This window comes from Kitasatospora sp. NPDC093679 (assembly GCF_040683455.1).
In the GTDB taxonomy this organism is placed as follows: domain Bacteria; phylum Actinomycetota; class Actinomycetes; order Streptomycetales; family Streptomycetaceae; genus Kitasatospora; species Kitasatospora arboriphila.
Genome location: NZ_JBFBDW010000008.1, coordinates 92081 through 112747, shown reverse-complemented (window position 1 = coordinate 112747; position 20667 = coordinate 92081). Strand labels below are relative to the sequence as shown.

Genomic DNA, 20667 nt, shown 5'->3' with positions numbered 1-20667 from the left:
ACGGGGAGGGGCTGCGGTGATCGACGTCCACCGGCTCGGGGTGCTGCAGGCGGTCGCCGAGCACGGCAGCTTCAACCGGGCGGCGGCCGCGCTGCGGATCACCCCGTCCGCGGTGTCCCAGCAGGTCGCGGCATTGGAGCGGGGGCTCGGCACCCTGGTGGTGGAGCGCTCCACCCGCGGCGTGGTGCTGACCGAGGCGGGGCGGCTGATGGTCGAGGCGGCCGGTGCGATCGGCGCCGAACTCCGCCACGCCCGGGAGCAGATCGACCGGCTCGCCGCACCGCGCCCGCGGCTGACGGTGGCCACCTTCACCACCGGCGGCCGGTACCTGCTGCCCGCGGCACTGGCCCGGTTCGCCGCCGAGCACCCCGAGGCCGACCTGCACGTGGTGGAGCGGGAGCCCGAGGAGAGCCTGCCGATGGTGCGCGAGGGCGTCGCCGACCTGGCGATCGCCTACCACTTCGACGGCCCGCTGCCGGTGCAGCCCGGGGACCGATCCGGCCTCGACTGGACGCCGCTGATGGACGACCCGCTCTCGGTGGTGCTCCCGCAGGCCCACCCGCTGGCCGCCCGCGAGGAGCTGGACCTCGCCGAACTCGCCGACGACCGCTGGGTGGTGGGCTGTTCGAAGACCGAGGCATTCCTGCACCGGCACGCCGCGCTGGCCGGGTTCGACCTGCGGGTCGCCGGCAGCACCACCGACTACTTCTTCGCCCGGTCGCTGGTGGCCGCCGGGGTCGGGGTCTCCCTGGTGCCGCAGGTGGCGCTGGACCCGCCGCTGCCGGGCACGAGGGTGGTTCCGGTCCGGCCGCCGCGGCCGGCCCGGCACTTCGGCATCGCCGTCGCCCGGCGCCGCCGCCCCCAGCCGTACGCCGAGGCGCTGGCCCGGCTGCTGAAGGCGGGCACGACCGTCGGCTGACGGCGGTCAGCGGTGCAGCACGGCGCTGGCGTTGCGGAAGTCGAGACGGGCACCGCGGCGGCGCGTCCGGGCGCTGTCCGCGTGGGCGCGGCGGCCGGCGGCGGCCATCGCCTCCTGCACGGTGAGGGCGCGGACGGCGAAGCTCTGGGTGCCGGTGCGGCCGTCGGGGTGGGTCGTGGGCACGGTGACCAGCCAGAGCGGGTGGTGGTACGTCGGGTGGACGGGCCGCGGGACGGGGGAGGCGGAAACGGCGGGGGAGGCGGTGGCGGGGCACGTACGGGCCCCGGCCGGTGGGAGGCCGATGGTCATGGGGGCTGGCCCTCCTCGGACGGCACGGGCGGTCGCGTGGGGGCGCGACCGTCAGCGGGTGGAACGGCTGACCTGCGGGGATGGCACAGGAGGAGGACCGCACGGGGTGGTGGCGGCGTAGTCCCGACGATGCGCCCGGCAGGGTCGGGGAGTCAAGGTTACTCGGCAGTATGAATGTAACTTTCTGCAAGACCTTGCTGTAGGCCGCCGTGACCTTCCGGGCCCCGCGGTACCCGGAAAGCGGGTGCCGTGCGCGCCGACCGTTTTCGGCCGTCCGTTTTCGGCTGGCCGTTTTCGAAAGATCGGCCGATCGGTCAGGCGGCGGGCGGCGGGGCGGTGCTCTTGCGGACGACCAGGCTGGTGGCGAGTTCCAGGCGGGCCGCGCTGCCGCCCTCGGCGCGCATCCGGATCAGCATCTGCGCGGCCTCCTCGGCCATCTGCCGAAGCGGCTGGTGGACGGTGGTGAGGGCCGGGCTCGTCCACTGGGCGATCGGCACGTCGTCGTAGCCGACCACCGACAGGTCGTCGGGGACCTTCAGTCCGTGCACCCGGGCGGCCTCCAGGACGCCGAGCGCCTGCAGGTCGCTGCCGGCGAAGATCGCGGTCGGTCGCTCGGGGAGGGCCAGCAGCTCCATGGCGCGGCGGCGGCCGCCCTCGACGTGGAAGTCGCCGAAGGAGACGTAGCCGGGCGGGATCTCCAGGCCGGCCATGCCCATCGCGGAGCGGAAGCCGTCCAGCCGGGCCAGCGAGCAGAGCATGTCCTCGGGGCCGGTGATGATGGCGATCCGGCGGTGCCCGCACTCGACCAGGTGGCGGGTCGCGGCGAGGCCGCCGGCCCAGTTCGCCGAGCCCACCGACGGCACGTCCGGCTCGGGGTCGCCGGCCGGGTCGATGATGACGAACGGGATGGCGCGGGACCGGAGTTGCTGCTTCACCTCGAGCGGCAGGCTGGAGAAGACCAGCACCACGCCGAGCGGCCGGCGGCGCAGCACGCCCTCGATCCAGCTCGGGTCCGGGGCGTGCCGGGTGCCGCTCTCGGTGAGCACCACGCTGGCCTCGTGCTCCTTGGCGACGTTCTCGACGCCCTTGATCAGCTCCATCGCCCAGAGGTTGTCGAGCTCGGGGAAGACGATCTCGACGAGCGGCGCCTCCCAGGCCGATTTGGGCGTCCGCTGGTAGCCGTGGACCTCCAGCAGGCGCTCGACCTTGAGGCGGGTCGGGCGGGAGACGTCCTGCCTGCCGTTGAGAACTTTCGAAACCGTGGACACGGAGACGCCGGCCTCTTCTGCCACCTGGGCGAGCGTGACGCGGCCGTTCTCCTCCTCTTCTCGCATGGCGTGCAGCATAAGGCACGTGTCCAGGTCACGTTCCGGTAACTGCGTGACGGGGGGTTGACCCCCCTCGGAGCGCGGATCTAGCGTCGCAGCGCGCCAAGAATTTCGGCGAAGATGCCGAAAGATTTCGAAAGGCACCGCGATGAGAAGACACGCTCGGCTCTCCCGTTCCCTCGCCGCAGGCAGCGCGGCCGTGGTCCTGGGGATCACCCTGACGGCCTGCGGCAGCGGCTCCGGTTCCTCCGGGGACAGCGGTTCGGGAGAGATCCACGTCCTGGTCTACGGGGACGCCACCAACAAGGTCGAGAAGCAGATCGTCGACACCTTCAACAAGACGTCGAAGGTCAAGGCCGTCCTGGACACCATTCCGGGCGCCGACTACCAGCAGAAGCTGCAGACGATCATCAACACCAAGCAGGCCCCGGACGTCTTCTTCAACTGGGGCGGCGGCAGCATCAAGCCGTTCGTCGACGCCGGCCTGCTGATGCCGCTCGACGACATGATCGCCAAGGACCCGGGCCTCAAGGCCAACTTCCTCTCCTCGGTCTTCGACACCGCCGTGGTCGACGGCAAGGCCTACGGCGTCCCGATGCGCGGCACCCAGCCGGTGCTGCTCTTCAGCAACACCAAGGTCCTCGCCGACGCCGGCGTGAGTGCGCCCAAGACCTTCGACGAGCTGCTCGCCGCGGTGCAGACGCTCAAGGGCAAGGGCGTCACCCCGATCGCCCTCGGCGGCGGCGACCAGTGGCCGACCCTGATGTGGTTCGAGTACCTCTACGATCGCGTCGCCGGCCCGGACCTGTTCAAGAAGGCGCTCGGCGGCGACAAGGCCGCCTGGGCGAGCGAGGACAGCAAGAAGGCCCTCGGCATGCTCAAGCAGCTCATCGACGCGGGCGCGTTCGGTACCAACTTCGACTCGGTGAAGTTCACCGACGGAGGCTCGCCGGCCCTGCTCGCCCGCGGCAAGGCCGCCTTCGAGCTGATGGGCTCCTGGGAGTACTCCACCCAGCAGGACGCCAGCCCCGACTTCACCAAGTCCAGCCTCGGCTACGGCTCCTTCCCGACCGTCACCGGCGGCAAGGGCGACCCGAAGAACGTCGTCGGCAACACCAACAACTTCTACTCGGTGCTGAAGAAGACCAAGCACCCGGAGGCCGTCGCGGAGTTCCTCAAGCTCCAGTACTCCGACGAGTTCGTCCAGGGCCAGCTGGCCATCGGCAACCTGCCGACCACCAGCAACACCCCCAAGTTCCTGAGCAGCGCGGCCAACCCGGCGTACTCCACCTTCCAGTTCGACCTGGTGAAGGCCGCGCCGTCGTTCCAGCTCTCCTGGGACCAGGCGTACCCGCCGGCCGCGATCACGCCCATCCACCAGGCCGTCCAGCAGTTCTTCAACGGCCAGATCGACGAGAACGGCTTCATCAAGGCCATGCAGGCCCTGCCGAACTCCTGACACCAGACGGGTCGCACCATGACCACAACTCTTGCCACCGGGGCCGTGACGCGGCGCCGACCGGCGAGCCGGACGGGCACCGCGGTGACCCGCCCCGGGTTCGCCTGGGCGCTCCCGGCCACGGTCTTCTTCGTCCTCTTCGCGATCGTGCCGCTCGTCCTGGTCGCCGTGCTGTCCTTCACCCGCTGGAACGGCCTCGGCTCACCGGAGTTCGCCGGCTTCGACAACTGGAACCGGCTTTTCGACGACCCCGTGATGGTCAAGAGCCTGTGGCTGAGCCTGCTGCTCACCCTGCTCGGCGTGGCCGTCCAGACCCCGATCAGCATCCTGCTCGGGGTCTGGGCGGCCGGGCACCAGCGCAACCGGGCGGTGCTGTCGGCGATCTACTTCGTGCCGCTGCTGCTCTCCGCCACCGCCGTCTCGGTGCTCTGGCGGGCGCTGCTCGACCCCAACTTCGGCGTCCCGGCCGAGGCCGAGTGGCTGTTCGGCGACGGCAACCTGTTCGGCTCGCAGACCGGCGCGATCGGCGTGCTGGTGCTGGTCGGCGCCTGGCAGTTCACCCCGTTCCACACGCTCATCTACCAGGGTGCGGCCCGCGCCGTCCCGCCGGTGCTCTACCAGGCCGCCGCGATCGACGGGGCCGGCACCGTACGGCAGTTCTTCCACATCACGCTGCCGCAGCTGCGCAACGCGATCATCACCTCGGTGATCCTCATGATGGTCGGCGGCCTCACCACCTTCGACACGGTGCTCATCCTCACCCAGGGCGGGCCCGGCACCGACACCACCATCAGCGCCTACTACATGTACCAGAAGGCCTTCAAGGGCTTCGACTTCGGCACCGGATCGGCGGTCGCGCTGCTGCTCGTCCTGGTCGCCACCGCCATCTCGCTCGCCGTCGTCCGGCTGTCCGGCTACGACCGGATGCGCAGCACCTCGGAGGGCCTGTGATGAGGCGACGCCCCAACGTCCTGGCCGGATTCGGCTCGCTGGTCTGGCTGTTCGTCGTCGGCCTGCCGCTGTACACCATGCTGGCCGCCACCCTGCAGAGCCGCGCCGACTACGCGGAGAGCGGCCCGCTCGGCCTGCCCCGCCACCTCACCCTGCAGAACTACCTCGACGACCTGCAGGGCGGCTTCGGCCAGTACTTCCTCAACACCGTGATCGTCACGGTGAGCGTGGTCGCCGTCGTGCTGCTGGTGGTGCCGCCGCTGTCCTACGCCATCGTGCGCAGCCGCGGCCGGACCACGGACCTGGCGTTCCGGCTCTTCCTGCTGGGCCTCGCGATCCCCGCGCAGGCGGTGATCGTGCCCATGTTCTACGTCATCAGCAAAGCCGGCCTGTACGACAACCTGATCGGCGTGATCCTGCCGACCGCGGCCTTCTCGCTGCCGGTCTGCACCCTCGTCCTCACCGGCGTGATGCGCGACATCACCCCCGAGCTCTACGAGGCGATGGCGATGGACGGCGCCACCCCCCGGCGGGTCTTCCTCCAGCTGGTGCTGCCGCTCTCCAAGGGCGGGCTCTCCACCATCACCGTCTTCTCCGCCCTCCAGGCGTGGAACGGCTTCCTCTTCCCGCTGGTGCTGACCCAGTCCGACGAGACCAAGGTGATCACCCTCGGCCTCTACGACTTCCAGACCCAGTACGGCATCAACGTCCCCGGGCTGCTGGCCGCCGTCGTGCTGTCCATGATCCCGATCCTGCTCGTCTACCTGTTCGCCCGCCGCGCCCTCGTCCAGGGGCTCATGGGCGTCGGAGGAAAGTGACCGACACATGAACCTGGCCGTAGAGACCGCCTCCGCCGTCCCCGCCTGGCAGGACACCGCCCGCGACCCGGGCGCACGGGCCGACGCCCTGATCGCCGCCATGACCCTCCGGGAGAAGATCGCCCAGCTGTTCGGCGTCTGGGTCGGCGCCTCCGACGAGGGCGGCGAGGTCGCCCCGTACCAGCACGAGATGGAGGAGCCGCCCGCCCTCGACACCCTGCTCCCGCACGGACTCGGACAGCTCACCCGGCCGTTCGGCACCGCCCCCGTCGACCCGGCCACCGGCGCGCTCTCGCTGATGCGCACCCAGCAGCGGATCGCCGCCGCCAACCGCTTCGGCATCCCCGCCGTCGCCCACGAGGAGTGCCTGGCCGGCTTCGCCGCCTGGAAGGCCACCGCCTACCCCGTGCCGCTCGCCTGGGGCGCCGCCTTCGACCCCGCACTGGTCCGCCGGATGGCCGCCGCGATCGGCCGCGACATGCGCGCGGTCGGCGTCCACCAGGGCCTCGCCCCCGTCCTGGACGTCGTCCGCGACGCCCGCTGGGGCCGCGTCGAGGAGACCGTCGGCGAGGACCCGTACCTGGTCGGCACCGTCGGCACCGCCTACGTGCAGGGCCTGGAGTCCGCCGGGATCGTCGCCACCCTCAAGCACTTCGCCGGGTACTCCGCCTCCCGCGCCGGCCGCAACCTCGCCCCCGTCGGGATGGGCGCCCGCGAACGCGCCGACGTCATCCTGCCGCCGTTCGAGATGGCCGTCCGCGAGGGCGGCGCCCGCTCCGTGATGCACGCCTACACCGACACCGACGGCGTGCCCTCCGCCGCCGACGACCGGCTGCTCACCGAACTCCTCCGCGACACCTGGGGCTTCACCGGCACGGTGGTCGCCGACTACTTCGGCATCGGTTTCCTGCGGACCCTGCACGGCGTCGCCGGCGACTGGGCCGAGGCCGCCGGCGCCGCCCTCGCCGCCGGCGTCGACGTCGAACTGCCCACCGTGAAGACCTTCGGCGAACCGCTCGTCGAGGCGATCACCACCGGCCGGCTGCCCGAACGCCTCGTCGACCGGGCGCTGCGCCGCGTCCTCGTCCAGAAGGCCGAACTCGGCCTGCTCGACCCCGACTGGACACCCGTCCCGGCCGTCCTCGCCGGCGCCGACCTCACCGACCCGGCCACCCTGCGCGGCACCGTCGACCTCGACCCGGCCGGCAACCGCGAACTCGCCCGCGAGATCGCCGAGCAGTCCGTCGTCCTGCTCCGCAACGACGGCACCCTGCCGCTCGCCCGGCCCGCCCGGATCGCCCTGATCGGCCCCAACGCCGACGAGGCCACCGCCGTGCTCGGCTGCTACGCCTTCCCGGTGCACGTCGGCCGCCAGCACCCCGACACCCCGGTCGGCCTGCGGATGCCCACCCTGCGCGAGGCCCTCGCCGCCGAGTTCGACGGCGCCGAGATCCACACCGTCACCGGCACCGGCGTCGACGACGGCAGCACCGCAGGCTTCGCCGAGGCCGCGGCCCTCGCCCGCCGCGCCGACGTCGTCGTGCTCGCCCTCGGCGACCGCGCCGGCCTCTTCGGCCGCGGCACCAGCGGCGAGGGCTGCGACGCCGAGTCGCTGGAACTCCCCGGCGCCCAGCAGCAACTGCTCGACACCCTGCTCGACACCGGCACCCCCGTGGTGGTCGTCCTGCTCGCCGGCCGGCCCTACGCCCTCGGCCGCGCCGTGGACGAGGCCGCCGCGATCGTGCAGACCTTCTTCCCCGGCGAGGAGGGCACCGGTGCGCTCGCCGGCGTGCTCAGCGGCCGCGTCGAGCCGTCCGGCCGACTGCCCGTCAGCGTGCCGCGCCGCCCCGGCGTCCAGCCGTCCTCCTACCTGGCCGCCCGGCTCGCCGGACCCACCGACGTCTCCAGCACCGACCCCACCCCCGCGTACGGCTTCGGCCACGGCCTCACCTACACCGCCTTCGCCTGGTCCGACCTCGCCGTCGAGACCGGACGGACGGACACCGCGGGCGAGTTCCGGCTCTCCTTCACCGTCCGCAACATCGGCGGGCGGCCCGGCACCGAGGTCGTCCAGCTCTACCTGCACGACCCGGTCGCCTCCGTGGTGCAGCCCGTCCAGCGCCTGATCGGCTACCGGCGGGTGCCGCTCGGCCCCGGCGAGGAGTGCCGGATCACCGCGACCGTCCCCGCCGACCTGGCCTCCTTCACCGGCCGGGACGGCCTCCGGATCGTCGAACCCGGCACCCTGGAGCTGCGCCTCGCCGCCTCCAGCACCGACCCGCGGCTCACCGCCGAGGTCGAGCTCACCGGACCCGTCCGCACGGTCGACCACACCCGCCGGCTGCACCCCGTCCTCGACGTGCGGTAGCCCCCCGGACCCCACCTGCCCCGGCCCCATGCACCCCGGTACCGCTTCGCCGGAGTGCGGCGGCCGAGGCCGGGGCAGGTGGACCACGACGGAACGCACCACCGGCCGAAGGAGCCGACCTTGTACACCGACCTGCCCGAGGACCAGCTCCGCTCGTACCGCAGCGCCCAGACCGAGCCCGCCGACTTCGACGCCTTCTGGCGGAAGACCCTCGACGAGGCCCGGGCCGCGGGCGGCGACACCGCCGCCGTCCCCGTACCGACCGGCCTCACCACCGTCGACACCTTCGACGTCACCTTCCCCGGGTACGCCGGCGAGCCCGTCCGGGCCTGGCTCCGGCTGCCCCGTGGGGCGGACGGCCCGCTGCCCGCCGTCGTCCAGTACGTCGGCTACGGCGGCGGCCGCGGCCACGTCCTGGAGAACCTCGTCTGGGCCTGCGCCGGCTTCGCCCACCTGCAGATGGACAGCCGCGGCCAGGGCTCCGTCTGGAGCCGCGGCGACACCCCCGACTCCGGCCCCGCCGGACCGCAGGTCCCCGGCGTGATGACCCGCGGCATCGAGGACCCGCACGACTACTACTACCGGCGGCTGTTCACCGACGCCGTCCGGGCCGTGGACGCCGTCCGCACGCTGCCGCAGGTGGACCCGGACCGGGTCGCCGTCCTCGGCAACAGCCAGGGCGGCGGCACCGCCCTCGCCACGGCCGGACTCGTCCCCGACCTCGCCGCGGTCGTCGCCCACGTGCCGTTCCTCTGCGACTTCCCGCGCGCCGTGGTGGTCACCGACGCCCACCCCTTCCGCGAGATCGCCGACTACCTGGCCACCCACCGCGGCCACGACGAACAGGTGCACCGCACCCTCTCCTATGTGGACGGCGTGAACTTCGCCGCCCGCGCCGGCGCCCCCGCCAGGTTCTCCGCCGCACTCATGGACCAGACCGTCCCGCCGTCCACCGTGTTCGCCGCCCACAACGCCTACGCCGGACCGAAGGAGATCGACGTCTGGCGCTACAACGGCCACGAGGCCGGCGGCCCGGACGACGACGCCGCGGCCCTCCGCTTCCTCCGCCGCCACCTCGGCGCCCGAGCCGGGCGGGCCTCCGACGAGGGGCGCCCCTGACCGCAGCCCGGCGGGCGGGTACCGTCGATGGGGACGGGGGGAGGCCGGCAGTGCGCGTGACCTTGATCTCGGCGGCCATGAGCGAGGCCGTCCGGCAGGCCCGGTTCGACGACGGCGAACCGCTGGACGCCCTCGGACTGCGCGCGGCCGAGGCCGCCGCCGGCACCCTCCGCTCGGCCGGCCCCACCCCGGTCTCGCCGTCGCCGCGCTGCCGGCAGACCGCACGGGTGCTCGGCCTGCCCGCACCGGTCGACGAACCCGTCCTGGCCGGCTGCGACCACGGGCGCTGGCGGGGCCGCACCCTCGACGAGATCGCCGCCGCCGAACCCGAGGCCCTCGCCCGCTGGCTCGCCGACCCCGCCGCAGCGCCCCACGGCGGCGAACCCCTGCAGGCCGTGCTGGACCGGGTCGCCGACTGGCTGGCCGCGCTGCCGCAGGACGCACCGGCCGTCACCGCCGTCGTCGAACCCGACGTCGTCCGCGCCGCCGCCGTGCACGCCCTCGGCGCCCCGGCCGCGGCCTTCTGGCGGCTCGACGTCCGCCCGCTGACCGCCACCCACCTCAGCGGCCGCGCGGGCCGCTGGAACCTCCGCTGCGGCGAACCGCTCTGACGCGGCGACACCCCCGCGTGCCCACCGGTGTCGGCACCGCGCCCTAGGGTGACCCGTCATGACGACCCTGATGACCGACGCCGGCCCGGTCGCCCCCGACGCCCCGGTCACCCGGACCGGCGGTCTGCCGCTCGCCCCGGCCGGCACCGCCTGGCCGCACTGCGCGACCTGCGGCGGCCCGATGCAGTTCCTCGCCCAGGTCCTGCTCGACGACCTCGGCCGGCACACCGGCACCGGGGCCGCGGACGGCCGCGCCCTGCTCGCACTGTTCATGTGCCAGAACGACCCCGGCGGCTGCCAGGAGTGGGACGCCCGCGCCGGCGGCAACCTGGCCCTGCTGCTCCCCGTCGGCGGCAGCGGTCCGCTGCCCCTGCCCCCGCTGCCCGACGGCCACGACGAGGACGACGGCGACCCCCGGCAGCTCGGTACCGTCCGCGCCGTCGCCTACCGGCCGGACCCGGGCGGCGACTACGAGGCCGCCCGCCTCGAGCGGCGCGACGAAGACCCGCTGGGCCAGCTCGGCGGCGAACCCGCCTGGCTCCAGTACGACCAGACGCCCGACTGCCCGTCCTGCGACCGGGCCATGGCGATGGTCGTTCAGCTGGAGGAGGGGCCCGACCACCTCACCGCGATGAACTTCGGCAGCGGCAGCGGCAGCGCCTACGCCTTCGCCTGCGAGCCGTGCGGCCGGGCCGCCTTCCTCTGGCAGTGCTGACGAAGTCCGGCGGGCGGGCCGATCGTTCCCGCGCGACCCGCCCCGGGGCGTAGCCTTCCTGCATGGCAGAGAGCAAGGCCCGGACGGCCGGGCCACGGGCGGCGAAGCCGAGGAAGCCGGAGTCCCACCTGGGGATGGTGCGGCGGGCCCGGCGGATCAACCGGGCGCTCGCGGAGCAGTACCCGTACGCGCATCCGGAGCTGGACTTCGACAACCCCTTCCAACTGCTGGTGGCCACCGTGCTGTCGGCGCAGACGACCGACCTGCGGGTGAACCAGACCACCCCGGCGCTCTTCGCGAAGTACCCCACCCCCGAGGACATGGCCGCCGCCGTGCCGGAGGAGCTGGAGGAGATCATCCGGCCGACCGGCTTCTTCCGGAACAAGGCGAAGTCGCTGCTCGGCCTGTCCGCCGCGCTGCGGGACGACTTCGGCGGCGAGGTCCCCGGCCGCCTGGCGGACCTCGTCACCCTGCCCGGCGTCGGCCGCAAGACCGCCAACGTCGTCCTCGGCAACGCCTTCGGCGTCCCCGGGATCACCGTCGACACCCACTTCGGCCGGCTCGTCCGCCGCTTCGGCTGGACGCAGGAGGAGGACCCGGAGAAGGTCGAGGCCGCCGTCGCCGCGATCTTCCCCAAGTCCGAGTGGACGATGCTCTCGCACCGGGTCGTCTTCCACGGCCGCCGCGTCTGCCACTCCCAGAAGCCGGCCTGCGGCGCCTGCCCGATCACCGCCCTCTGCCCCTCCTTCGGAGCCGGCGAGACCGACCCGGAGAAGGCCGCCAAGCTGCTCAAGTACGAACTGGCCGGCAAGCCCGGCCAGCGGCTGCGCCCGCCCGCCGACTTCCCCGGGGAGGCCGCGGCCCGCGCCGAGGCCGACGTGCACGACGGCGAGGTCGCGGACATGGCGGTCGCCGGATGACCGTCGCCATCGAACGGGACGGCCTGCCCGAGTGGCTGCTGCCGGTCCGCACCGCCGCCGAGACCGTCCTCCCCGAGCAGCTCAGCCGCTTCCTGCCGCCGGCCTCCGGCGGCCGGCCCTCCGCGGTGCTGATGCTCTTCGGCCAGGGCGAGACCGGACCGGACCTGCTGCTGATCGAGCGGGCCCGCTCGCTGCGGTCGCACGCCGGCCAGCCGTCCTTCCCCGGCGGCGCCCTCGACCCGGAGGACGGCGACCCGGCCGGCCCCGGCCCGGTCGCCGCGGCGCTGCGGGAGGCCGAGGAGGAGACCGGTCTGGACCCGGCGGGCGTGCAGGTCTTCGCGACCCTGCCCGCGCTGTACATCCCGGTCTCCGGCTTCGTGGTGACCACCGTGCTGGGCTGGTGGCGCCGGGAGACCCCGGTCGGGCCGGTCGACCCGGCGGAGACCGGCGCGGTCTTCCGGGTGCCCCTGACCGACCTCACCGACCCGGCGAACCGGGCCCGGCTGCGCCACCCCTCGGGCCACGTCGGTCCGGCCTTCGAGGTGGCGGGCCGGCTGGTGTGGGGCTTCACCGCCGGAGTGATCGACCGGGTGCTGCACTACAGCGGCCTGGAACGTCCGTGGGACGTCCGGCGTACCCTGACCCTCTCCGAGGAGGCGCTGAACCTCACCCGGTCCGACCGGCAGCACGACAGGGGATCTCCCGCACCGCGCTGAGTCGCCGGACTAGGTGGCCCGTGGCGGTCCCGGGCTCCGTCCATGGGAGGGTATCGGCGTGAATGTCCTGGATCTGCTGTTGATCGCCGCCGCGGTGGGCTTCGCCGTGTCCGGCTACCGGCAGGGCTTCGTGGTGGGCGTGCTCTCCGTCCTCGGGTTCCTCGGCGGCGGCCTGATCGCCGTCCAGCTGCTGCCGCTGCTGCTGCACCGGCTCGGCCCGGGCACCACGGCCTCGGTGGTCGCCGTCGTGGTGGTGATCGTGTTCGCCGCGGTGGGCCAGGCGGTCACCACGCACTTCGGTTGGAAGCTGCGCGGCAGGATCGGCAGGGGGCGGGCGAAGACCCTGGACGCGATCGGCGGCTCGGTGGTCAACGTGATCTCGATGCTGCTGGTGGCCTGGCTGATCGGCTCGGCGCTGGCCGGCACCTCGCTGCCCACGGTCTCCAAGCAGGTCCGCACCTCGACGGTGCTCTCCACCGTGCAGGGCGTGCTGCCCTCGGACGCGCCGAACTGGTTCTCCGACTTCAGCAAGGAGCTGGCCCGCAACGGCTTCCCGCAGGTCTTCAACCCCTTCGAGCACGAGCCGATCACCGAGGTCGAGGCGCCGGACCCGGCCCTGGCCGGCAGCGAGGCCGTCCAGCGGGCCCGGCAGAGCCTGGTGAAGGTGGTCGGCACGGCGCCGTCCTGCGGCAAGACGCTGGAGGGCAGCGGCTTCGTCTTCGCCCCGCACCGGGTGATGACCAACGCGCACGTGGTGGGCGGCGTCGACGAGCCCACGGTGCAGATCGGCGGCACCGGCCGGGTCTACGACGCGACGGTGGTCCGGTACGACTGGCAGCGGGACATCGCCGTGCTCGACGTCCCCAAACTGAACGCCCCGGCGCTGTCCTTCGCCGGCGAGGCGCGCACCAACGACAGCGCGATCGTCGCGGGCTTCCCGGAGAACGGCTCGTTCAACGTCCAGCCCGCCCGCATCCGCGGCCGGATCCAGGCCAACGGGCCGGACATCTACCACCGCGGCCAGGTCGTCCGCGACGTGTACTCGGTGCGCTCGCTGGTCCGCCAGGGCAACAGCGGAGGCCCGCTGCTCAGCCCGAACGGCGAGGTGTACGGCGTGGTCTTCGCCAAGTCGCTGGACAGCGCCGACACCGGCTACGTGCTCACCGCCGCCGAGGTGCTCCAGGACGCCACGCTGGGGGAGAGCGCCACCGCCCGGGTGGACACCGAGGGCTGCGCGCTCTGACCGCCCGCCCGGGCGCCGCCGGTGCCCGGGTCAGCCCTCGCGGCGCAGGCGGGCACCCACCCAGCGGGCCCGCCGGCCGAGGATGCGGGGGATGCCGAGCCCGTGCGCCCCGGTGCCGTCCGGCTGTCCGGGGGCGCCTCCCCGGCGCCACTCGGACTGGTGGGACTGGCTCTGCGAGCTGCCGCTCCCACGACGGCGTCGGCGCGGTGCGGCATCGCGATCGGGCATCCAGGTCATACCGGGAGGATGCCCCTGGGCCAGCAGGAGTAACCGCCTCCGGACTTCCCACCTGGCTTATGCGACTGTCATATGAGTGATGGTCAGACTTTCGGGTCCTGGTTCGGATGCGTCGTACGGGCGGGCCGACGCGGCGCTCAGTCCTTGTGCTGCCCCACCCAGGCCAGCAGTTCCTCGGTGAACTGCTCGGGGGTCTCCTCGTGCGGGAAGTGCCCCACCCCGGGCAGCAGCCGCCACCGGTACGGCGCCTCCACGTACTCGCCCGCCCCCAGCGCGGTGTGCGCCAGCAGCACCGGATCGGCGGCGCCCTGGACGTGCAGCGTCGGCGCGGTGATCGGCTTCTTCATCCGGCGCGCGAACTGCAGGCCGTCCGGGCGGGCCATCGACCGCATCAGCCAGCGGTACGGCTCGATCGAGCAGTGCGCCGTGGACGGGATCCGGATCGCCTGCCGGTACGCCTCCACCGCCTCCGGCTCGATCCCGTTCGGACCCGTCCAGGCCCGCAGGTACTCGCCGACCAGGGCGGCGTCGTCCGCGACCAGCCGCCGCTCCGGGATCCACGGCCGCTGGAAGCCCAGCACGTGCTCGAAGGCGGCGATCTGGCGCCGGTCGGTGAGCAGGGCCCGGCGCAGGTGCCGCGGGTGCGCCGCCGAGACGACCGTCAGGCTGCGGATCACCGAGGGTCGCATCACCGCCGCCACCCAGGCGAGCGAACCGCCGGTGGCGTGGCCCACGAGATGGGCGTGCCGCTCGCCGAGCGACCGGATCACGCCGGTGATGTCCAGCGCCAGGTTGGCCGGGTCGTAGCCGCGCGGCGTGCGGTCGCTGCCGCCGATGCCGCGCAGGTCCAGGGCGACCGCCCGGTACCCGGCCTCGGCGAGCGCGGTCAGCTGGTGGCGCCAGGCCCACCAGTACTCCGGCCAGCCGTGCACCAGCAGCACCAGCGGGCCGTCACCGGCCTCGGCGATGTGGAAGCGCGCCCCGTTGGCGGCCAGGTCGCGGTGCGTCCACGGCCCGGGCGAGCGGACGCTCCAGGCGGCCCCGGCACCCGCAGGGTCCCCGGCGGGTCCGGGCGCGGGCCGTCCCGCGGCGGGCCGGGAGGTCCCGGGACGGGGCTCGGCGGGCTTCGCGGGTACGGGCTTCTGGTCCAGCGGCATACCGAGAGCCTGTCATACGCGTGCTACGAACACGTCTCCGGCACTCGCGTCGCTTCGCAACGATCCGGCACGGAGCGGCCGCACACCGGAACCGGCCCGATGGCGGACATCCTGACGGACACCCTGACGGGCCCGGGGACGGACACCGGTGGGCGTCGCCCGCGGGTCAGCGGATCCGGCCGAGCGCGCGGTCGATCTCCTCCTTGGTGGCCGGCCGCGGGCGCGCGTTCTTCAGCACGTCAGCGGTGGCCTGGGCGCCCTCGATCGTCCGGTGCGGCTTCTCGATCTTCTTGAACGAGCGCGCCGCCAGCAGGCCCAGCAGCGCGGCCAGCAGCAGGTAGGCGCCGCCGACGATCAGGAAGGACCAGCCGAGGGTCAGCCCGAGCGCCTGCAGGCCGTAGGCCGCGGCGAAGCTCAGCATCGGGACGGACGCGAGCGCCACCACGCCGGCGACCGAGACGGAGACGCCCCCGGTCACACCGCGCTTGACGTCGGCCCGGATCTCCGCCTTGGCCAGCGCGATCTCGTCGTGCACCAGGGCGGAGAGGTCGTTGGTCGCCGCCGCGAACAGCTCGCCGATGGAACGCTCGCCCTCGTAGGGGGCCCGGCCTGCGGTTCCTGCGGACATCGGCGGTTCTCCTTCGCGGCGGCTGCACTCGTTCGACAGCTCAGCATCATGCCTCCCCCGGCAGTCCGCACACCACTCCGGCCCCCGGTTCGGCGGCGTGTCAGGAGACTGCGCGTCAGTTCGGGCGCCCGTAGACGTCCGGGACGCCGTCGTGGTCGGAGTCCGCGTTCTCCTCCTCGTACAGCAGGCGGTAGTGCCGGGTGCGGAGCTTCAGCAGCACGGTGGCGAACACCGCGCACAGCACCGAACCCGTCAGCACCGCCTCCTTGGACTGCTCGGTCAGCGCGTGGTCGTCGGGGAAGGCCAGTTCGCTGATCAGCAGGGAGACGGTGAAACCGATGCCCGCCAGGGTGGAGAGCGCGAACACGTCCCCCCAGCCGAGCTGCGGATTGAGCTGCGCGCGGGTGTAGCGCGCCGCGAGCCACGTCCCGCCGAACACCCCGACCGACTTGCCCACCACCAGACCGAGCACCACGCCGAGCGGGGTGGCCTCCGAGAACACCTCGGCGAGCGCCTTGCCCGACACCGGGACCCCGGCCGCGAACAGTGCGAACAACGGCACCGCGACACCCGCCGACAGCGGCCGCACCAGGTGTTCGACGTGTTCGCCGGGGGAGTGCTCCTCGCCCGGACGGGTGCGGCAGCGCAGCAGCATGCCCATCGCCACACCGGCCACCGTCGCGTGAACCCCGCTCTCGTGCATCAGCGCCCAGATCACCAGCGCCAGCGGCACGTACAGGTACCAGCCGTGTACCTCGCGCCGGTTCAGCAGCCAGAACAGCACCAGCCCGGCCAGCGACAGCCCCAGCGCCCAGAACTTGATCTCCGAGGTGTAGAAGACCGCGATGATCAGGATCGCGATCAGGTCGTCCACCACCGCGAGCGTGAGCAGGAAGGCCCGCAGCGCGGACGGCAGCTGACTGCCCACCACCGCCAGCACGCCGAGCGCGAAGGCGATGTCCGTCGCGGTCGGGATCGCCCAGCCTCCGGGGTGCCCGCCGGGCGCGAGGTTCACCAGGGTGAAGATCACCGCGGGCAGGACCACCCCGCTCACCGCGGCCGTCACCGGCAGCAGCGCCGCGCTCGGCGTCCGCAGCTCGCCCGAGGTGAACTCGCGCTTGAGCTCGATGCCCGCCACGAAGAAGAAGATCGCCAGCAGCCCGTCCGCGGCCCAGGCCTCCACGGTGAGGTCCAGGTGCAGCGGCTTCGACGGCCCGATCGTGTACTCGCTCACCGACTCGTAGGAGCCCGGCCAGACGTTGGCCCACACGAGTGCGGCGACCGCGGCCAGCAGCAGCAGCACACCGCCGACCGTCTCGGTGCGCAGCGCGTCCAGGACGATCCGCCGTTCGGGCAGCGGCAGCAGCCCGAGGAACGTCCGGCGCTGCCTGCCCGTCTCCGCGGTGGCGCCCGTGCCGGTGGCCGCGTTCGTGGCCGCGTTCGTGGCCGCGGCGGTGCCCGTCTCCTCGGTCGCGTCCGTCCGGTCGGACGGGGTCTGCGGCTGCGGGTCCGAGCGGCGCGGGCGGTCGGGCACGGGCGGCTGGTCGGGCGCGGGCGGTGTGGCCACGGCGGGACCTCCTGGGGCTCGGGCGGGCGGTCTCCCCGTACGGGGGACACCTGTCGTACGGATGCCGACCAGACTTCCCGGCGCGCCTCGGAGCGGTCCTGACGCCCCACCGCATTCTACGGAGTGCGCGACGGCGGCGGATCGGGCGCAGTCTATGCAGGCCGACGGCGGCGGCCGGGCGACGCGACCGGGCACCGGGAGGGCCGTCGGCCACCGTCCCCCGGACGGCGTGCGACCGGATGCGCGAACCGCGGGTCGTCCTTATGGTCGTCGGCGCCGAGGGGTGGCGAGCTGCTCGGGGAACCGCTCCGCCACCACGGTTCGACCCCGGACTTCACCGCGTTCGCCGGACACGCCACGGGCCGGCGCCCCGCGAGAGCGGGGAGCCGGCCCGTGGCGGTGTGTCAGTCCTCGCTCGGCGCGGTCGGCAGCTGGGCCTGGATGAGGTTCATCACCGAGGAGTCGGCGAGCGTGGTGACGTCGCCGATCTCGCGGTTCTCGGCGACGTCGCGCAGCAGGCGACGCATGATCTTGCCGGAGCGGGTCTTGGGGAGCTCGTTGACCAGCAGGATCCGCTTGGGCTTGGCGATCGGCCCGAGGGTGCGGCCGACGTGGTTGCGCAGGTCGGCGATCAGGTCGTCGTCGGCCTCGGCGGTGCCGCGCAGGATGACGAAGGCGACGATGGCCTGGCCGGTGGTGGCGTCCGTGGCACCGACCACGGCCGACTCGGCGACCGCCGGGTGCGAGACCAGCGCGGACTCGACCTCGGTGGTGGAGATGTTGTGGCCGGACACCAGCATGACGTCGTCGACCCGGCCGAGCAGCCAGATGTCGCCGTCCTCGTCCTTCTTCGCGCCGTCGCCGGCGAAGTACCGGCCCTCGAAGCGGGACCAGTACGTGTCCAGGTAGCGCTGGTCGTCGCCCCAGACGGTGCGGAGCATGGACGGCCACGGCTCGGTCAGCACCAGGTAGCCGCCGGAGCCGTCGGGGACCTCACGGGCCTCGTCGTCCACCACGGTCGCGGCGATGCCGGGCAGCGCGCGCTGGGCGGAGCCGGGCTTGGTCTCGGTGACGCCGGGCAGCGGGCTGATCATGATGGCGCCGGTCTCGGTCTGCCACCAGGTGTCCACGATCGGGCAGCGGCCGCCGCCGATGTGCTCGCGGTACCAGACCCACGCCTCGGGGTTGATCGGCTCGCCCACGCTGCCGAGCACCCGCAGGCTGGACAGGTCGAACTTGGCGGGGATGTCGTCGCCCCACTTCATGAAGGTGCGGATCGCGGTCGGCGCGGTGTAGAGGATCGTCACGCCGTACTTCTGCACGATCTCCCAGAACCGGCCCTGGTGCGGGGTGTCCGGGGTGCCCTCGTAGATGACCTGGGTGGCGCCGTTGGCGAGCGGCCCGTACACGATGTACGAGTGTCCGGTGACCCAGCCGATGTCGGCGGTGCACCAGTACACGTCGGTCTCCGGCTTGAGGTCGAAGACGGCGTGGTGGGTGTACGAGGCCTGGGTGAGGTAGCCGCCGGTGGTGTGCAGGATGCCCTTCGGCTTACCCGTGGTGCCCGAGGTGTAGAGGATGAACAGCGGGTGCTCGGCCTCGTGGCCCTCGGGGGTGTGCTCGGCCGACTGGCGGTCGACGACGTCGTGCCACCAGACGTCGCGGCCCTCGGTGAACGCGGTGTCCTGTCCGGTGCGGCGCACCACGAGGACGTGCTCGACGCCGGGGCAGCGGTCGAGCGCCTCGTCGATGGCGGGCTTGAGCGCGGACGGCTTGCCGCGGCGGTGGCCGCCGTCGGCGGTGATGACGAGCTTGGCGTCGGCGTCCTGGATGCGGGAGGCGACGGCGTCGGCGGAGAAGCCGCCGAAGACGACGGAGTGGGTGGCGCCGATCCGGGCGCAGGCGAGCATCGAGACGACGGCCTCGGGGATCATCGGGAGGTAGATCGCCACCCGGTCGCCCTTGTGGACGCCCAGTTCGAGCAGCGCGTTCGCGGCCCGCGAGACCTCGTCCTTCAGGTCGGCGTAGGTGATGGTGCGGGTGTCGCCGCCCTCGCCCTCGAAGTGGATCGCCACCCGGTCGCCGAGGCCCGCCTCGACGTGCCGGTCGACGCAGTTGTACGCGACGTTGATCCGGCCGTCGGCGAACCACTTCGCGAACGGCGGGTTGCTCCAGTCCAGGGTCTCGGTCGGCTCGACGGACCAGGAGAGGCGGCGGGCCTGCTCGGCCCAGAAGGCGAGCCGGTCCTCGGAGGCCTGCCCGTAGGCGTCCGCGGTCACGTTCGCGGACGCGGCCAGGGCGGCCGGCGGCGCGAAGCGGCGCTCCTCCTTGAGCAGATTGGCCAGGCTCTCGTTGCTCAACGCGCACTCCTCATCGAGTCTCATCTGCCGGGTGATCCCCTGCGGGATTGTCCCGTGTGTCCCAGCACACAGCTCATCAGGCGAACGGGTGTGTTGACAAGAGCCTCCCGAGAATTGGTGTAGACCTTTCGCGGGGTTCGTCGCCGACCGGTCCGAGTGCCCGGCGGGCACCGAACGGGACGGGAACGGGACAGGGGCGGGAGCGGGACAGGGGCGGGGAGTGGCAGGGGCGGCGCGCGGCGGGACGGGCGGCCCCGCACGGCGGAGGTGCAGGTGAACGTCGGGAGACCGGCTCCGGCGGCGTGGGTGCGCGGATGGAGGCGCGATCGGCCACCCGGCGCCCGGCGCCAGGCGTCGGGTGGAGGCGTGCGCGTCGCGGCGCCCGCCGGGTGTGCCTCCGGGGGTGCCGCCGTGCGGAGCGGGTGGGTCGGACGGACCCGTGGATCGGTGGGGGTGCGCAGCGTGCTTGCCGCGTCTGTCCGTCCGGCGGCGGTGGAGGTGCGGTCGATGGGCGCTTGCGACGGTTCCGGCCGGGGCGGCCGGCTGTGGATCGCCGGCGGCCGTGGAACGGATGCTGCAGGAGTACTTGACGACCCGACGCATCGGTACTCCACTGACCGGGCGGGCCTGTGGCTTCGGCCGCGGGCCCGACCAACGACGCACCCTCGCGCGAGGGAGGTCAGAGTCATGTCGGCCGCACCTCCTCGGTCCTCCTCCGTGCCCCTCCCCGGTGATTTCGCCGTCGTCCGCATGGACGGCCGGGTGAGTCGCCTCATCCGGATCGGCCAGTGGCTCAACGGCAGCGGTTTCGCCGACTACGAGCACGCCTTCGTCTTCGTGGGCGACGGGCGACTGGTCGAGGCGCAGCCCGGCGGCGCCGAACTGCGCCCCCTCTCGGTGTACGACGGCCGACCGGCGCTCTGGTCCACCGGCAGGTACGCCTTGACGGATGCCCAGCGGGCGGCTGTCGTCGCGGCCGCCCGCGGGTACATCGGGGTGCGCTACAGCGCGGCCGACTACTTCGCGCTGGCCGCGCACCGCCTCCGTCTGCCGGTCGGTCCGCTCATCAAGGGCTATGTGGCGAGCAGCCGCCACATGATCTGCTCCCAGCTGGTCGACCAGTGCTACCTGGACGCCGGTGTCCATCTGTTCTCGGACGGCCGGTGGCCGGGGTACGTCACACCGGCCGACCTGGCGAAGCTGCTGCTGGCCTGACGGCCGGTCACAGGCGGGTCGCGGAGG

At 73.3% G+C, this 20667-nt stretch carries 19 protein-coding genes; 12 read left to right on the top strand and 7 right to left on the bottom strand.

Annotated features, from left to right (window positions below; translation table 11 throughout):
- Window positions 1-16 precede the first annotated feature (16 nt).
- Window positions 17-919, top strand: coding sequence for a LysR family transcriptional regulator (locus tag AB0O09_RS09660; protein WP_363540984.1), 903 nt, complete (start codon window positions 17-19; stop codon window positions 917-919).
- A gap of 6 nt (window positions 920-925) precedes the next feature.
- Here the strand turns inward: AB0O09_RS09660 and AB0O09_RS09655 are convergent, their stop codons facing one another.
- Both AB0O09_RS09655 and AB0O09_RS09650 read right to left on the bottom strand, forming a co-directional pair.
- Window positions 926-1228 carry a hypothetical protein gene (locus AB0O09_RS09655; RefSeq protein WP_363540983.1) on the bottom strand — a complete coding sequence of 101 codons (303 nt, stop codon included), beginning with the start codon at window positions 1226-1228 and terminating at the stop codon, window positions 926-928.
- Window positions 1229-1542: 314 nt separating this feature from the next.
- Complete coding sequence (locus AB0O09_RS09650; protein ID WP_363540982.1) at window positions 1543-2574, bottom strand: LacI family DNA-binding transcriptional regulator; 1032 nt, start codon at window positions 2572-2574, stop codon at window positions 1543-1545.
- A gap of 130 nt (window positions 2575-2704) precedes the next feature.
- Here AB0O09_RS09650 and AB0O09_RS09645 point away from each other — a divergent pair, with 130 nt between their 5' ends.
- The 10 genes from AB0O09_RS09645 to AB0O09_RS09600 all read left to right on the top strand — a co-directional run bounded on the left by AB0O09_RS09645 (window position 2705) and on the right by AB0O09_RS09600 (window position 13476).
- The gene (locus AB0O09_RS09645) at window positions 2705-4015 is read left to right on the top strand and encodes an extracellular solute-binding protein (RefSeq protein ID WP_363540981.1); all 1311 of its coding nucleotides are present in this window, start codon (window positions 2705-2707) and stop codon (window positions 4013-4015) included.
- Window positions 4016-4033: 18 nt separating this feature from the next.
- Window positions 4034-4966 carry a sugar ABC transporter permease gene (locus AB0O09_RS09640; protein ID WP_363540980.1) on the top strand — a complete coding sequence of 311 codons (933 nt, stop codon included), beginning with the start codon at window positions 4034-4036 and terminating at the stop codon, window positions 4964-4966.
- Window positions 4966-5784, top strand: a complete 819-nt coding sequence (locus tag AB0O09_RS09635; RefSeq protein ID WP_344622830.1) for a carbohydrate ABC transporter permease — start codon at window positions 4966-4968, stop codon at window positions 5782-5784. Before AB0O09_RS09640 ends, AB0O09_RS09635 begins: the two co-directional genes overlap by 1 nt.
- 100 nt (window positions 5785-5884) lie before the next feature.
- The gene (locus AB0O09_RS09630; protein ID WP_363541066.1) at window positions 5885-8152 is read left to right on the top strand and encodes a glycoside hydrolase family 3 N-terminal domain-containing protein; all 2268 of its coding nucleotides are present in this window, start codon (window positions 5885-5887) and stop codon (window positions 8150-8152) included.
- Between the two features lie 120 nt (window positions 8153-8272).
- A complete protein-coding gene (locus tag AB0O09_RS09625; RefSeq protein WP_363540979.1) occupies window positions 8273-9271 on the top strand; it encodes an acetylxylan esterase in 999 nt (332 codons plus the stop codon).
- Between the two features lie 77 nt (window positions 9272-9348).
- A complete protein-coding gene (locus tag AB0O09_RS09620) occupies window positions 9349-9882 on the top strand; it encodes a histidine phosphatase family protein (protein WP_363541065.1) in 534 nt (177 codons plus the stop codon).
- A gap of 58 nt (window positions 9883-9940) precedes the next feature.
- A complete protein-coding gene (locus AB0O09_RS09615) occupies window positions 9941-10597 on the top strand; it encodes a hypothetical protein (RefSeq protein ID WP_363540978.1) in 657 nt (218 codons plus the stop codon).
- A 62-nt stretch (window positions 10598-10659) separates the two neighbouring features.
- Entirely contained in the window at window positions 10660-11517 is an 858-nt protein-coding gene (gene nth / locus AB0O09_RS09610; RefSeq protein ID WP_363540977.1) for an endonuclease III, read from the top strand.
- The gene (locus AB0O09_RS09605; protein ID WP_344622825.1) at window positions 11514-12233 is read left to right on the top strand and encodes a CoA pyrophosphatase; all 720 of its coding nucleotides are present in this window, start codon (window positions 11514-11516) and stop codon (window positions 12231-12233) included. The genes nth and AB0O09_RS09605 overlap by 4 nt, the downstream gene beginning before the upstream one ends.
- A 58-nt stretch (window positions 12234-12291) precedes the next feature.
- Window positions 12292-13476 (top strand): MarP family serine protease, encoded by a 1185-nt coding sequence (locus AB0O09_RS09600; protein ID WP_363540976.1) that lies wholly within the window; start codon window positions 12292-12294, stop codon window positions 13474-13476.
- 30 nt (window positions 13477-13506) lie between these two features.
- Here the strand turns inward: AB0O09_RS09600 and AB0O09_RS09595 are convergent, their stop codons facing one another.
- From AB0O09_RS09595 to acs, 5 genes are all read right to left on the bottom strand, one after another.
- A complete protein-coding gene (locus tag AB0O09_RS09595) occupies window positions 13507-13713 on the bottom strand; it encodes a hypothetical protein (protein WP_363540974.1) in 207 nt (68 codons plus the stop codon).
- A 137-nt stretch (window positions 13714-13850) separates the two neighbouring features.
- On the bottom strand, window positions 13851-14870 hold the full coding sequence (locus AB0O09_RS09590; RefSeq protein WP_363540973.1) for an alpha/beta hydrolase: 1020 nt from the start codon (window positions 14868-14870) through the stop codon (window positions 13851-13853).
- A 166-nt stretch (window positions 14871-15036) separates the two neighbouring features.
- Window positions 15037-15498 carry a phage holin family protein gene (locus tag AB0O09_RS09585; protein WP_344622821.1) on the bottom strand — a complete coding sequence of 154 codons (462 nt, stop codon included), beginning with the start codon at window positions 15496-15498 and terminating at the stop codon, window positions 15037-15039.
- A gap of 115 nt (window positions 15499-15613) precedes the next feature.
- Window positions 15614-16864: a Na+/H+ antiporter NhaA gene (gene nhaA, locus AB0O09_RS09580; protein ID WP_363541064.1), complete on the bottom strand. Its 1251-nt coding sequence runs from the start codon at window positions 16862-16864 to the stop codon at window positions 15614-15616.
- Between the two features lie 605 nt (window positions 16865-17469).
- Window positions 17470-19425 (bottom strand): acetate--CoA ligase, encoded by a 1956-nt coding sequence (acs, locus tag AB0O09_RS09575; RefSeq protein ID WP_363540972.1) that lies wholly within the window; start codon window positions 19423-19425, stop codon window positions 17470-17472.
- A gap of 762 nt (window positions 19426-20187) precedes the next feature.
- On the opposite strand from acs, the gene AB0O09_RS09570 reads away from it, so the two are divergent.
- A complete protein-coding gene (locus AB0O09_RS09570; RefSeq protein ID WP_363540971.1) occupies window positions 20188-20640 on the top strand; it encodes a hypothetical protein in 453 nt (150 codons plus the stop codon).
- Window positions 20641-20667: the final 27 nt, after the last annotated feature.